This window comes from Serratia sp. HMSC15F11 (assembly GCF_001808215.1).
GTDB lineage: Bacteria > Pseudomonadota > Gammaproteobacteria > Enterobacterales > Enterobacteriaceae > Serratia > Serratia nevei.
The window spans coordinates 1-13651 of record NZ_KV792461.1 but is presented as its reverse complement, the minus strand read 5'-3'; the positions used below and the strand labels follow the sequence as shown (position 1 = coordinate 13651).

Below are 13651 nucleotides of genomic sequence, written 5' to 3'. Positions count from 1 at the left end.
TGAGGGGACGTGATATCACCGGCGGCACTGGCTGCTAACACCGTTTCGGTTACGACTGCCCGCTAAACCCCCAATAAGGCTCAGGCCAGCGAGCCAACCCAAATGGTCTCCTGTATGCCGGAGAGGATGCCTTCGCCGATTTTGCTCTCCCGTTCTTCATACCCGCCGTGGGCGATGCCTCTGCCTTTGCCGTGCGTGAGTTCGCAGCGCTTGCACGTTTTCAACCCCCGTTGTTTCACTCGATAGCGGCGTCGCCCTGGCCGTAGAGGCGGCAAAAAAGTCGTGCAGGCAATGAACGGTGATGGGGCCAGGCTATTTTTTCTGCCCGCTTTGGTTTTCAATTTACGGCGCGGCGCATTGCGCGATATTCTGGTTTTCTGATGGGCTAACGGCAGATGAGGGAACCATGACAGACAGCCAGGTGTTTGAACAACAAAGCCTCGACAATCTGCTGAGCTATTGGCGGCGCCATCGCCGCCTGCCGGGCGCGCGCTATCCGGCCGGGCCGACCGACAGCCTGTGCGACGTGCCGGGCGTCAGCGTCGGGCATCACACTTTGGCCGACGGCGAATGCCAGACCGGCGTCACCGCCATCGTGCCGCCGGGCGATCTGTTCAACCAGCCGCTGCCGTGCGGCAGCGCGGTGCTCAACGGCTTCGCCAAGCCGCTGGGATTGGTGCAATTGAATGAGCTGGGGGAGTTGCAGACGCCTATTCTGCTGAGCAACACCTTCGCCGTCGGCACGCTGTTCAACGCCATGGTGCGGCGCAGCTGCCTGCGCTACCCGCAGATCGGCCGCGGCAGCGCCACCATCAACCCGTTGGTACTGGAGTGCAACGACGGCTACCTCAACGATATTCAGGCGATGGCGGTGCGTGAGGAGCACGTCTTCAGCGCGCTGGATAACCATTCAACCCGCTTTGCGCGCGGCAGCGTCGGCGCCGGGCGCGGCATGAGCAGCTTCGGCCTGAAGGGCGGCATTGGCACCGCCTCGCGCTATTGCCCGGGATTAGGCACCATGCTCGGCGTGCTGGTGCTGGCCAACTTCGGTACCCTCGACTCGCTGACGCTGAGCGGCGTGCGCGTTGGCCCGGCGCTGGGCAAGCTGTTGGCGGATCCGCCGCCGCAGGTGGACGCCGGCTCGGTCATTATCATCATCGCCTGCGATCGGGCGCTGGACAGTCGCCAGCTGAACCGCATCGCCCGCAGAGCGGGCGCGGGCCTGGGGCGGGTGGGTAGCCATTGGGGGCATGGCTCCGGCGATATCGCGCTGGCGTTTTCCACCCGGTTGCTGGGAGCCACGCTACCGGACGAAAGGCTGGAGCCGCTTTTTGCGGCGGCGGCGGACGCCACCGAATACGCGGTGCTGGATGCGTTGCTGAGCGCCGAAGGCGTCAGCGGCTTCCAGCAGCATGCGCGCGCAGCGCTGGGCCCGCTGCTCGATCGGCTGGCGGCGGCAAATTAAATAACGGGAGTGTGATGTGAAGGTCTTTATCTCTGCGGATATCGAAGGTATTGCCGGCGTGATGCGGCCGGAGCAGTGCAACCCGGCCCACGCCGACTATGCGGCGGCGCGTGAACTGATGGAACAGGAGGTCAACGCTGCCATCGACGGCGCTTTCGCCGGCGGGGCCACCGAGGTGACGGTGGCCGACAGCCACGCCATGATGCAGAACCTGCGCGCCGATCGCATCGATGGGCGCGCGCGGCTGGTGCAGGGCAAACCGCGCGGGCTGTCGATGGTGGAAGGGCTGCAACACCAACGCTACGACGGCCTGATGTTTATCGGCTACCACAGCGCTGCCGGTGAACATGGCGTGCTGGCGCACACCATCAACGGCCGGGCCTTTTACCGCGTCAGCCTGAACGGCGAAACGGTGGGTGAAAGCGATCTGTATGCAGCGGCGGCGGCCGAATTGAACGTGCCGCTGTGGCTGGTGAGCGGTGACGACGAGCTGCAACGCTGGATTGCTGAACGTTATCCTCAGTCTGGCTATGTGTGCGTGAAGCGTGCCATCTCGCAAACCGCCGCCGAATCGCTCAGCCCGCAGCGGGCGCGCGCCGAGATCCGCGAACGGGCGATGCAACAGGTGCGCCAGGGCAGGAAGCTGCCGGTGGAACGCCGCTTCATGCCGCCTTATCGGCTGACGCTGATGGCGGCCAAACCGGTGCTGGCGGACTTGTTCAGCCTGGTGCCCGGCGTGCAGCGCCAGGACGCGCTGACCGTGACCTTCGACAGCGACAACATGGCGGCGCAAATCAACCTGCTCAGCGTCTTCTCCTATCTGGCGACGACGCAGAACTGACTCCGGTGCGGGTTTCCTGCCCGCATCGCACGTTTTTCCAATAGAAAATCCCTCTTCAACATTAAGCCTACTGGATAATAGGCTACGCTAATTATTGCTCTGTTGCGCTATATCACCTGACGGGCGCGCCAAGCCATTCCCATAACAAGATTTGTTTCGCCGAAGGCAGTGACGCCTTCGGCTTTTTTGGAGTCATGAGCAATGAGCATATCCCAAGTTCCGCTTTCGCGGCGGCGGTTTATCGTCGGCGCCGGGGCGTTGGTGATCGGCGCCTATCTGCCGTCCACCGGCGCGCTGGCGCGTTCGGCTGCCCCGGCCGCCTCCGGCGCGGCGGCGTTTGACGCCAACGCCTTCGTTCAGATCGGCGCCGACGGCGTCGTCACCGTGATCAGTAAACACACCGAAGTGGGCCAGGGGGTCTATACCGGCATGGCGACGCTGGTCGCCGAAGAGCTCGATGCCGACTGGGCGCAGGTACGGGTCGTCGCCGCGCCGGTGGACACCAATATCTACAAAAACCTGACCTTCGGATTCCAGGGCACCGGCGGTTCCAGCTCGGTGGCCAATGCTTATGAGCAGATGCGGCGCATGGGCGCCATGGCGCGCGCGCTGCTGGTGCAGGCCGCCGCACAGAGTTGGAAAACCTCGGCGCAGGAAATTACCGTGCAGGCAGGCAAGATCCGCCATGCCGCCAGCGGGCGCGAGGCGGGCTTCGGCGAGTTCGCCGCGCTGGCCGCCACGCTGCCGCCGCCCGATCCCGCCAGCCTGACGCTGAAGGATCCGGCCAATTTCACCCTGATCGGCAAAACGCGCGGCCTGCACCGCGTCGATTCGCTGGCGAAAACCAACGGCAGCGCGCAGTTCTCGCAGGATATCCACGAACCGGACATGTTGACCGTCACCATCAAGAAGCCGCCGCGCTTCGGCGGCAAGGTGGCGACCTTCGATGCCGAACGGGCGCTGGCGGTGCCGGGGGTGGTGGCGGTGAAGCAAATCGCCACCGGCGTGGCGGTTTACGCCAAAAACACCTGGGCGGCGATCCAGGGGCGGGAGCGGCTGAAGGTGACGTGGGACGACGCGCAGGCCGAACGGCGCAACACCGAGGAGATCTACGCCGAATTCCGTCAGGTGGCGCAGAAAACCGGCGTGGTGGCGAAGAGTCTCGGTAAGCCGGACGAGGTGTTCGACAAGGCCGACAAGGTGATCGAGGCCGAATACACCTTCCCCTATGTCGCCCACGCGCCGATGGAGCCGCTGGACGGCTATCTGTTCTGGGACGGCGAGAGCGTCAAGGCGCGCTACGGCTGCCAAATCCAAACGCTCGATCACAAGCAGCTGTGCGATCTGTTCGAGTTGCCGCCGGACAAGGTGCAGATTGAAACCATTCTGGCGGGCGGCAGCTTCGGCCGGCGCATCGATTTAGGCAACCCGACGCTGGGGCCGGATCTGGCGGCAGACATGGCGGCGGCGGCCAAGGGCATCGGCCCCGGCCACGGCGTGAAGGTGGTATGGACGCGTGAGGACGACATCCGCAACGGCTGGTATCGCCCGATGATCCTGCACCGCCTGCGCGGCGCCATCCGCGGCGGCAAGGTGGTGGGCTGGACCGATACCGTGGTCGGCCACTCCTGGACGCGCCACAGCGCGATGGATGCGCTGGTGGTCAACGGCCTCGATCAGATGATGGTCGAGGGCGCCAGCGAGGTGTCATACACCTTCGAAGCCTTCCGCTGCGATGCGCACATCGTGCCGGGCAAGGTGCCGACCACCTCGCTGCGGTCGGTGGCCAGCACCCACACCGGCCACGCGGTGGAGAGCTTTATCGATCAGCTGTTGCAGGAAACCGGGCAGGATCCGGTCGAAGGGCGGCTGGCGCTGATGGGCGATGCGCCGCGTGCGGCGGGCGTGCTGCGCGCGGTAGCGAAAGCCGCTGACTGGCAGGGCGCGAAAGTGGTGGACGGACGCGCGCGCGGCGTGGGCGTCGCCAAGGCGTTCGATACCTATGTGGCGCAGGTGGCCGAGGTCTCGATCGGCGAAGGCGGCATCCCGAAAGTGCACAAGGTGTGGTGCGCGGTGGACTGCGGCGTGGCGGTGAACCCCGACGTGATCCGCGCGCAGATCGAGGGCGGCATCGGCTACGGCCTGAGCATGGCGCTGTACGGCAATATCACGCTGAAAGACGGCGTGGTCGAACAGTCCAACTTCAATAACTTCCGGCCGCTGCGCATCGATGAGATGCCGGAGATCGAGGTGATCATCGTGCCCTCGAGCGAGAAACCGACCGGCGTGGGCGAGCTGGGGGTGCCGACCATCGCCCCGGCGGTCGGCAACGCGCTGGCGCTGCTCGGGCGGCCGCGCACCTCGCTGAGCCTGCCGCTGCATAATCCTACCGCGAACCCGGCGTCTGACAAGGAGAGAACCTGATGATTCAATTAACCGTAAACGAGCAGCCGCTGACCTTCGAGGGCGATCCGCACATGCCGCTGTTGTGGTTTTTGCGTGACGAAGCCGGCCTGACCGGCACCAAGTTCGGCTGCGGCATCGCCATGTGCGGCGCCTGTACCGTGCATCTGGACGGTGTGCCGGTGCGATCGTGCATGACGCCGGTCTCCGCCGCCGTCGGCAAAAAAATCACCACCATCGAAGCCGTGGGCGCCACGCCGGAAGGCAAGGCGGTGCAGGAAGCCTGGCTTGATCTGGATGTGGTGCAGTGCGGCTACTGCCAGTCCGGCCAGATCATGAGCGCCAGCGCGCTGCTGGCGCAAAGCAAGGATCCGAGCGATGCGGACATCGACGCGGCGATGGGCGGCAACGTCTGCCGCTGCGCCACCTATGTGCGCATTCGCGCCGCCATCCACCAGGCCGCCAAGGCGTTGGGTTAGGGAGAGATGCGATGAGCAACGCCTTGAAAGGGCTGTTATGGCTGATTATCGCCGTGGTGGTGTTGGCGGGAGGATACGCGCTGTACACGCTGCTGCGGCCCACCGGCGCGGAGCCTGCGGCGCCGATCGCCGGGGCGCCGGCCGGCATCACCGATAAACTGGCGCGCGGCGAGTACCTGGCGCGCGCCGCCGACTGCGTGGCGTGCCACACCGCGCCGGGCGGCACGCCGTATGCGGGCGGCTTCGCTTTCAAACTGCCGTTCGGCACCATTTACGGCACCAACATCACCGCCGACAAGGAGACCGGCATCGGCAACTGGAGCGACGATCAGTTCGTGCGCGCGGTGCGTGAGGGCATTGGCCCGCAGGGCAACCTGTATCCGGCGATGCCGTACACCTCGTATACCGAACTGAGCCGCGACGACGTGCTGGCGATCAAAGATTATCTGTTCAGCCTGCCACCGGTGAAGCAGGCCAACCCGCAAAACGATCTGTCGTTCCCGTTCAACCAGCGTTGGGGCATGAAATTCTGGAACCTGGCGTTCTTCCATGAGCAGCGCTTTGCGCCGGATCTCAACAAAGACGAGCAGTGGAACCGCGGCGCCTATCTGGCGACGGCGCTGGGCCACTGCGGCGAGTGCCACACGCCGCGCAATCTGGGGTTCGGCCTCAACCAGAGCAAGCACCTGAGCGGTGAAGTGGTGCAGGGCTGGTTCGCCGCCAACATCACGCCGGATAAGCAGACCGGCATTGGCGGCTGGAGCGACCAACAGCTGTCGCAATATCTGGCCACCGGCCATGCGCCGGGGCGCAGCAGCGCCGCCGGCCCGATGGCGGAAGCGGTGGAAAACAGCCTGCAGTTCCTGACGCCGGAAGACAATCTGGCGCTGGTGAAATACCTGCGCGATATCGAACCGATCGCCGGCGACGGCGCGGCGGCGGTGAACCTGCAGCCGAAGGGCGCGGGGGCCTCCACGCCGATCCTGCCGGGTGGGCAAGACAGTTCGCTCGGGCGGCGGGTGTTCGCTAACGACTGCAGCGGCTGCCACCAGTGGAACGGGCCGGGCCGCCAGAGCGAGTATGCGTCGCTGGTGGGCAGCACGGCGGTGAACGATCCGCAGGGGCGCAGCGTGGTGCAGGCCATTCTGAAGGGGACGAGCATCAGCATCGGCGATCGGCATGAAATGATGCCGGCGTTCGGCAGCGCCTATTCCGACGAGGAAGTAGCGGCGGTCGCCAACTTTGTGGTCGGCCACTTCGGCGATAAGCAGGGCAAAGTCACCGCCAAACAGGTGGCGGAGCAGCGCAAGCAGTAGCGTGATACGGCGCGCGGGCCGGCTTAGCCTGCGCGCTTCTCGACCAGAAAGTCCAGCAGCGCCCTGACCTTGGAAGACATGTGCTCACGGGAGGGGATATACAGGTAGAAGCCGGGAAACGGCTGCGACCAGGGCTGCAGGATCCGCACCAGTTCACCGCGTTCCACCAGCGCCTTCACGGCGAAATCAAAGTGCTGAATAATGCCGACATGCTGCAACGCGGCGCGGATCATGCCGTCGTCGTCGTTGGTGATCATGCTGCCTTGCGGCTCGACGGAAAAGGTATGGCGCGCGTGCCGCTCGATAGTGGAAAACTCCCATTGATAAATGGCGCCGCTCGTTGCGTGGCGAAAAGCGATGCAGTTGTGGTTGACCAGATCCGCCGGCGTGGCGGGCGTGCCGTAACGGCTGAGGTATTGCGGCGTGGCCACCGCCACCAGTTCCACCTGCGGGGTGATGGGGATCGCCACCATATGCTCGGCGAGGCTTTCACCCAGCCGCACGCCGGCATCGTAGCCTTCGGAAATGATGCTGGCCATGCCGTCGTCCATCACCAGCTCAAGTTTAAGCCTGGGATAACGCGCCAGAAATTCGCCGACATGCGGTTCGATAAAGTGCTTGGCGGCCGTGCGCGAGGCATTTATCCGCAGCAGCCCCGCCGGCTCGTGGCGACTCTCTTCCAGCGTGCCGACGGCGTGTTCGATCGCGTTGAGGGCTGGGGCTAGGGCCTCGAGCAGGCGTTGCCCTTCCTCCGTGAGCGACATATCGCGGGTGGTGCGGTAGAGCAGCTTGACGTTCAGCTGTTTTTCCAGCGCCTTCAGGTTTTGCGACAGCGCGGCGCGGGAAACGCCCATGTGAGCCGCCGCTTTGGTAAAGCTGCGGTGCTGCGCGATATGCGCGAACCACGCCAGTGAGGGAAGCAGGGAAGGGTCCATCGATATGCTCCGCATTGTAAACCACAGCTTAACACTGTAGTCCATTCCCTGTGCTTCTCAAAGAACAATACGGCATCTAAAGTAAGCGTTATCCCAGCGGAAGCGATGCCGAGCGCGTTTCCCGAGCCAGCAACCCTGTGAGGAACTCATGATGAAAACGGTCAAAATCAAGCGTCAGTATTGGGACATCGCGGCGGATATTCATTTCCCGCCGGATTTCGACGAGCGGAAAAAATACCCGGCGATCATCAGCGCCCACCCGATCGGCAGCTGCAAAGAGCAGACCTCGGGCAATGTCTATGGCGCGGCGCTGGCGAAAGCCGGCTTTGTGGTCATCGCGTTCGACGCCAGCTTCCAGGGCGAGAGCGGCGGCGAACCGCGCTTTATCGAAGATCCCGCTCAGCGCGTGGAAGATTTTCGCGTCGTGACCGATTATCTGGTGACGCTGGATTACGTTGATGACCAGCGTATCGGCGTGCTCGGCATCTGCGGCGGCGGCGGTTACGCCATCAACGCTTCGATGACGGAGCGGCGCATCAAAGCGGTGGCGACCATCACCGGCGCCAACTATGGCCGGGTGATGCGCGAGGGCGTGTTGGCCAATGGCGATCCTGTGGTTTTTCTGGAGGATATTGCCCGGCAGCGCACCGCAGAAGCGCGCGGCGCGGCGTTGCGCGTGGACGTAGGCCTGTACCCGAGCGTTGAGGCGGCGCAACAAGACGGCGCCGATATCGATCTGCGTGAGGCGACGGAATACTACCGGACGGCGCGCGGCGAGAAGCCGAACGGCGTAAACAAGACGCTGTATTCCCATAACGCGGTAGCCGTGGGGTGGGATGCGTTCCACCTGGCGGAAGTGCTGCTGACCCAGCCGCTGCTGGTGATCGTCGGCAGCAAACCCGGCCTGTTCGGCGCGTTGCGCGACGGCTATGAGATCGTGCGCCGCGCCAAATCGCAGCACAAAGAGCTGGTGGTGGTGGAAGGCTGGTCGCATTACGATCTCTACGACAAACCGGAGCCGGTAGCCCAGGCGCTGGAGAAGCTGGTGCCGTTCTTCAAAGCCACGCTGTAATCGGCAGGCCGGAGGGCGAGGGAGTCTCTCCCTCGCCGTGGCGTCAGCGGCTGCGCCGCGACATCACCCGCTTGTCTTTCGGCCGATCCTGCCAGTCCTCAACCTGATTGTTGAAGTTATCCGCCAGCAGGTAGGCCGGGGTTTTCGCCAGCCAGTCGGACAACGAAATATCCTGATAAATGCCGTTGTCCATCACGATCAGCACCTTCAAATCCTCATCGCCGATGTTCTCGATGTAATGGCCGAAGCCCTGCGGCACGTAGCCGACGTCTGAAGGGGCGTACTCTTCCGTCTGCGCGTGGCCGTGCGAGCTGAACACCGTCATGCGGCCCTTACCGGCAATATAGTATTGCCATTCGTTGGCATTGGGGTGCCAGTGCAATTCCCGGATCGCGCCGGGTTTCACGATCTCGATGATGCCGGTCATGGTGGTGGAAATGGGAAATTCTTTCGATGACACCAAATGTACGCTGCCGGCGTCATTTTCAAAGAACGGCTTTTGCTTCATTAATTCATAGCGGTGGGTCAGCGGGGCGTTATTTAATCCGCCGTCGTTTTTCGGCAATGGTAAGGCGGGCGGAACGGCGCCGCCAACAATATAGGCTTCACCCTGTTTGGCCTTGGAAAATACCGCCGCCGGCATGTCGACGCTTTTTTCCAATACCTCTTTCGGCATATGCGCCACCCAATCGGTGATGCTGAAGGTGCCGAATTCGGAGAAATGGCCGTTATCGAACGCCAGAATAAAATGCGCGCCGTCCGCCAGCGCCTGAATGGAATGGCCGTAGCCTTTTGGGAAATACCACACGTCGCCGGGCCCGAAATCCGCCACTTCGCATTTGCCCTCGGGATCGAGGATGGTGATGCGCGCATGGCCTTCCAGCATAAACGCCCATTCGGCGGCGATGGCGTGCCAGTGCAGCTCACGCACGCCGCCCGGCTCCAGCGTCATGTCGACGCCCGCTACGCCTTCGGAGATCGGGAATTGCTCGACGGTGGCCTCGCGCGCCCAGCCGCTGGGCAGGCTGCGTTTTTTGCTGTCGGTGAATTTGTACTTATAGAGATGCTGCGCATTAGCAGGCGGCTGATAGCTGCTGGGGGGCACGATATTGCGATGGTCGTCGGCAGCGGCATTTTTAGCGATGCCGCCGATCATGCCGGCGGCGGCCGCGCTGACGGCGGAGACTTTCAATATATCACGACGCGATAGCATAGCGTTTTCTCCAACATAAAACCGTGCGCCCGCAGAGGCAGGCGACAGGGAAGGCGCGAGCGCCATTGAAATGATTTTTGTCATCGGCGGGAACAGGCTGTGACCCTTAAATCCTAGTGGCTGGAATTTATTGGGTAGGCGCTTATTTGTTTGCGTTTGTTACTACGTGAGAGCGGGTTTGATTAATTCCCCGGAAGTTGAATAGTCATTAATTGGAATTAATTTTAGTCGCCGCCCGGTTTAAATAAATAATAAACGAACGGCATTTTTTATTGGCCGTTTGGGCTTTTTATGACGCCCCCACGGTCTCCAGCACCAGCTGACGAAACCGCTCGACGATCGGCGAAGCCGGGCTGCGGCGCAGCGCCAGATAAAGCGGGGCGCTGAGCTGTGCCTCTTCGGCGAGGGTGCGATAGACGATGCCGTCGCCGCCCAGCCGCCGCATCGAGCCGGGCACCACTGACAACCCCAGCCCGGCGCCGACCAGGCTGAGGGTGGCCGGCAGGCGCGGCGCTTCCTGTACGATGCGCGGGCTGAAGCCGGCGCGGTGGCAGGCGGCCAGGATGGCGTCGTACAGCCCCTGGCCGGCCGGGCGGCGATAGAGAATAAACGCCTCGTGCGCCAGTTCGGCCAGCGGCAGCGGCTGCTGCGTTTGTTGCGCCAGTCGGTGGCCCAGCGGCAGGGCGACGATCATCGGTTCGCTGAGCACCGGCTCCACGCTCAGGCCGGGAATGCCGCTGGCCGGCGAGCGCACGAAGGCGGCGTCGAGGCGCTGTTCCAGCAACGCCTCCATCAGTTCGCCGCTGCCGGCTTCTTCCAGCTGGGTAGTGATGCCCGGCTGGATGTCGCGGTAGCGGCGCAGCAGGTTGGGCACGAACGGGTGCAGCGCGGCGGAGCTGGTGAAGCCGATGGCGATGTGCCCCTGCTCGCCGCGAGCGGCGCGCTGCACCGCTTCGCGCAGCCGTTCGGCGCGCGCCAGCAGGGCGCGGGCCTCTTCGAACAGCATGCCGCCGGCTTCGGTGACGCGCACGCCGCGCGGCAGGCGCTGCAACAAGGTGACGCCCAGTTCATCTTCCAGCCCCTGCAGCAGGCGGGTGAGCGGCGGCTGCTGGATAAACAGCCGCTCGGCGGCGCGGGTGATGTTGCCTTCTTCCACCACGGTGACGAACGCCCGCAGGCGACGCAGTTCGATCATAGCCATACCTCAAAGGTATCTTTGGTTGCTCCGGAATGCATTAGACATCATGGCACGGCGGCGCGCATGATACCAGATATCAAAACAAGCGATGTGGAATGGCAATGTCATGTCAGATATCAATACGTTAAAACCGCACCCGGCGGCAGCGCCGGGCAACGCGGCGCTGTTTGTGGGCTTTCTGTGGCTGGGGCTGATTGGCTTCGGCGGCGTGCTGCCGCTGGCGCGCAGCATGCTGGTGGAGCGCCGGCGCTGGCTGAGCGGTGAACAGTTCACCGAGCTGCTCGGGCTGTGCCAGTTCCTGCCCGGCGGCAATGTGATCAACCTATCGGTGGCGGTGGGGATGGAGTTTCGCGGGCTGCGCGGCGCGCTGTGCGCCTTGCTGGGCCTCATCAGTGCGCCGACGGCGATCGTGGTGGGGCTGGGAGTGGTCTACGCCCGCTTCCAAAACGATCCCCACGTGCAGCATGTGTTCGCCGGGCTGGCCGCCGCCGCCGCCGGGCTGCTGCTCTCGACCGGGATCAAGATGCTGCTGCCGCTGCGCGGTAAATGGCCGGCGCTGGCGATCGTGGCGCTGGCATTGATCGCCATCGCCTGGCTGCGCCTGCCGCTGTTGCCGACCATGCTGGTGCTGGCGCCGCTGAGCATTCTGCTGATGTGGCGGTGGCCGTCATGAGCGGGGTTCTGATTGCGCTGGCGCTGATCTTCACCGAGCTCTCTCTGCTGGCGTTTGGTGGCGGTATGACCATTCTGCCGGAAATGCAGCGGCAGGTGGTGGAGGTGCATCAATGGATGAGCGCCCAGGAGTTCAGCGCGCTGTTCGCCATGGCGCAGGCCGCGCCGGGGCCGAACATGATGATCGTGCCGCTGGTCGGCTGGCACGTGGCCGGCTGGGCGGGGCTGCTGGTTTCTTCGGTCGCCAAGTTCGGGCCGTCTTCCATTGTCACGCTGCTGGTGATGGGCGCCTGGCGGCGCTTTAAGGATCGCCCGTGGCGCCGCATCGTGCAGGCCGGGCTGGTGCCGCTGACCGTGGGGCTGGTGGCGGCCAGCGGTATCTTGATCGCCGAGGCTTCCGCACCCAGCTGGCGGCTGGCGGCGATCGTGGCGCTGGCGACGGGGCTGAGCATGAGCAAGCGCCTCCATCCGCTGTGGGTGCTGGCGGGTGGCGCGCTGCTCGGGTTGCTGTTCGCCTGAGGGATTAACGCGGGATCAGCACAAAGCGCGAAGGGCCGCCGCGATCGATCAACTCATAGCGCTTCGGCGCGGTCAGGGCCAGAAACGCCACCATGCTCCCTTCGGCGTCGGTCAGCGTCATGCCGTCCGGCGTCGGCCGCCAGGCGACCGGCAACGTTTGCAGCGCCAGCGGCTGCAGGCACTCGGCGGAGGCGCTGAAGCGGAAGGCATTGGTGTTGGCTACCGCTTCGTCGCTCAGTTGCACCTTGCAGACGGCTTTACCGTCGCCGATGGCGGCGAGCTGCCACTCGCCCTTCAGCGCGGCGGGTTCCAGCAACGGCAGTGAACTGCCCAAGGCACTGCTGCACAATACGCTCATAACAACTCCTGTCAGGCTGGCGCGGCGCAAGGCGCGCGTAAGGTAATGGGCTGGCATCGGGTCACTCCTTTCGGCTGTCCGTTCACACTTTAGCATGTACCCATCCTGATGGTGAGGGAAGGGTTAGGTTTTTTAATCCTCGATAATTCTGATCTAACCGGCGATAACGTGCCCAAAAAGACGAGTCATTAGCCCACCGATACGCTTATCACTCTCATTAATACTGCGCTAATACAAATCGTTATGATTATTTCCGTCTTAACGCCCGGCGCGAAGACGCGCGGCGGCGTGGGCTCGCGCCGTCGGGGTTAATTACTATACTGGTCAATCCGAAGCCTTGGCTTAGATTAGAACGACTGATGAATAGTCTTACAAAGCGAGTGGATTCCTAGTGTGTAAAAGGAGAATGCAATGCGCAGTCGCCACAACGACATTTTGCAAGATGACGATGAGTTCACCAGCCTGTCTGCCACATCCCCCCAACGATCATAACTATCAGTTTTACTATCACCAGCCCGGCAGCCCTGGGCTACGGCGCGCTGTTTACGCTGGACAACGCCAACCTGTACAGCAACCAGCGCGGCGGGGCGGCGATTAATAATTTGGGTAAAATCCGCGATAACTTCAGCTTCGACCGCGCCGCCGATCAGCTGACGCGGCCGGGCCTGACGCACAACGGCGACCAGGTGTATCACCAGCCGGTGGCGCTGACCTATTCCTTCCTGACGCAGAGCGCGCTGAACTGCATCGGCCAGACCGGTGACGGCGACAAGGGGCTGCAACCGCTGACTCAGGCGGCGCAGGCTCAGGCGCTGAAATCGATGCAGGCGCGAGCCGACGTGGCGAACGTGACCGAGTCCACGGTGGCGGCGTTCGACGTGATTGAAGACTTCGAGCACGGCATCGACAAGATCGATCTCTCCGGCCTGCGCTTCAACAACAGCCTGAGCGAGCTGCGCTTTATCGACAGCGGCAGCGCCTTCAGCGGCCAGAAAGGCGAGATCCAGCTCAACTTCGACGCCTTCAACGGCACCACCGATCTGCTGATGAACACCCAGAGCAACAGCTATGCCGCCGACTTCAAGATCCACGTGGTCGGGCAGGTGGAGCAGAGCGATATTCTTTTTGCCTGAGGGCGATGAAGGGGAAAGAAAAAAGGTTCATCGCGCTTTACCGGGGA

Annotated in this window: 14 protein-coding genes; 9 read left to right on the top strand and 5 right to left on the bottom strand. The window is 63.4% G+C overall.

Annotated elements, in window-relative coordinates; genetic code table 11:
- Nucleotides 1–80: 80 nt before the first annotated feature.
- The gene (locus tag HMPREF3138_RS26715) at nucleotides 81–224 is read right to left on the bottom strand and encodes a hypothetical protein (RefSeq protein ID WP_155523180.1); all 144 of its coding nucleotides are present in this window, start codon (nucleotides 222–224) and stop codon (nucleotides 81–83) included.
- Between the two features lie 182 nt (nucleotides 225–406).
- On the opposite strand from HMPREF3138_RS26715, the gene HMPREF3138_RS12125 reads away from it, so the two are divergent.
- The 5 genes from HMPREF3138_RS12125 (at nucleotide 407) to HMPREF3138_RS12105 (ending at nucleotide 6504) form a co-directional block, all read left to right on the top strand.
- A complete protein-coding gene (locus HMPREF3138_RS12125; RefSeq protein ID WP_038880653.1) occupies nucleotides 407–1465 on the top strand; it encodes a P1 family peptidase in 1059 nt (352 codons plus the stop codon).
- Nucleotides 1466–1481: 16 nt separating this feature from the next.
- Nucleotides 1482–2306: a M55 family metallopeptidase gene (locus HMPREF3138_RS12120; protein WP_038880655.1), complete on the top strand. Its 825-nt coding sequence runs from the start codon at nucleotides 1482–1484 to the stop codon at nucleotides 2304–2306.
- Between the two features lie 201 nt (nucleotides 2307–2507).
- Nucleotides 2508–4730, top strand: a complete 2223-nt coding sequence (locus HMPREF3138_RS12115; RefSeq protein WP_038880657.1) for a xanthine dehydrogenase family protein molybdopterin-binding subunit — start codon at nucleotides 2508–2510, stop codon at nucleotides 4728–4730.
- Nucleotides 4730–5188: a (2Fe-2S)-binding protein gene (locus HMPREF3138_RS12110; protein ID WP_038880659.1), complete on the top strand. Its 459-nt coding sequence runs from the start codon at nucleotides 4730–4732 to the stop codon at nucleotides 5186–5188. The genes HMPREF3138_RS12115 and HMPREF3138_RS12110 overlap by 1 nt, the downstream gene beginning before the upstream one ends.
- A gap of 11 nt (nucleotides 5189–5199) precedes the next feature.
- On the top strand, nucleotides 5200–6504 hold the full coding sequence (locus HMPREF3138_RS12105; protein ID WP_038880661.1) for a cytochrome c: 1305 nt from the start codon (nucleotides 5200–5202) through the stop codon (nucleotides 6502–6504).
- A 23-nt stretch (nucleotides 6505–6527) separates the two neighbouring features.
- Here the strand turns inward: HMPREF3138_RS12105 and HMPREF3138_RS12100 are convergent, their stop codons facing one another.
- Nucleotides 6528–7439 (bottom strand): LysR family transcriptional regulator, encoded by a 912-nt coding sequence (locus tag HMPREF3138_RS12100; protein ID WP_080213345.1) that lies wholly within the window; start codon nucleotides 7437–7439, stop codon nucleotides 6528–6530.
- A gap of 151 nt (nucleotides 7440–7590) precedes the next feature.
- On the opposite strand from HMPREF3138_RS12100, the gene HMPREF3138_RS12095 reads away from it, so the two are divergent.
- Nucleotides 7591–8511: an alpha/beta hydrolase gene (locus HMPREF3138_RS12095; protein ID WP_038880663.1), complete on the top strand. Its 921-nt coding sequence runs from the start codon at nucleotides 7591–7593 to the stop codon at nucleotides 8509–8511.
- A gap of 43 nt (nucleotides 8512–8554) precedes the next feature.
- Here the strand turns inward: HMPREF3138_RS12095 and HMPREF3138_RS12090 are convergent, their stop codons facing one another.
- Both HMPREF3138_RS12090 and HMPREF3138_RS12085 read right to left on the bottom strand, forming a co-directional pair.
- Nucleotides 8555–9724 carry a cupin domain-containing protein gene (locus HMPREF3138_RS12090; protein WP_038880665.1) on the bottom strand — a complete coding sequence of 390 codons (1170 nt, stop codon included), beginning with the start codon at nucleotides 9722–9724 and terminating at the stop codon, nucleotides 8555–8557.
- Between the two features lie 289 nt (nucleotides 9725–10013).
- Nucleotides 10014–10925, bottom strand: a complete 912-nt coding sequence (locus HMPREF3138_RS12085; protein ID WP_038880667.1) for a LysR family transcriptional regulator — start codon at nucleotides 10923–10925, stop codon at nucleotides 10014–10016.
- 103 nt (nucleotides 10926–11028) lie between these two features.
- Here HMPREF3138_RS12085 and HMPREF3138_RS12080 point away from each other — a divergent pair, with 103 nt between their 5' ends.
- Together HMPREF3138_RS12080 and HMPREF3138_RS12075 are read left to right on the top strand one after the other, a co-directional pair.
- The gene (locus HMPREF3138_RS12080) at nucleotides 11029–11595 is read left to right on the top strand and encodes a chromate transporter (RefSeq protein ID WP_038880669.1); all 567 of its coding nucleotides are present in this window, start codon (nucleotides 11029–11031) and stop codon (nucleotides 11593–11595) included.
- A complete protein-coding gene (locus HMPREF3138_RS12075; RefSeq protein WP_033634482.1) occupies nucleotides 11592–12113 on the top strand; it encodes a chromate transporter in 522 nt (173 codons plus the stop codon). Before HMPREF3138_RS12080 ends, HMPREF3138_RS12075 begins: the two co-directional genes overlap by 4 nt.
- Before the next feature lie 4 nt (nucleotides 12114–12117).
- Here the strand turns inward: HMPREF3138_RS12075 and HMPREF3138_RS12070 are convergent, their stop codons facing one another.
- The gene (locus HMPREF3138_RS12070; protein WP_038880671.1) at nucleotides 12118–12471 is read right to left on the bottom strand and encodes a protease inhibitor Inh/omp19 family protein; all 354 of its coding nucleotides are present in this window, start codon (nucleotides 12469–12471) and stop codon (nucleotides 12118–12120) included.
- 602 nt (nucleotides 12472–13073) lie between these two features.
- Here HMPREF3138_RS12070 and HMPREF3138_RS12065 point away from each other — a divergent pair.
- A complete protein-coding gene (locus HMPREF3138_RS12065) occupies nucleotides 13074–13604 on the top strand; it encodes a M10 family metallopeptidase C-terminal domain-containing protein (RefSeq protein WP_049193415.1) in 531 nt (176 codons plus the stop codon).
- Nucleotides 13605–13651 lie beyond the last annotated feature (47 nt).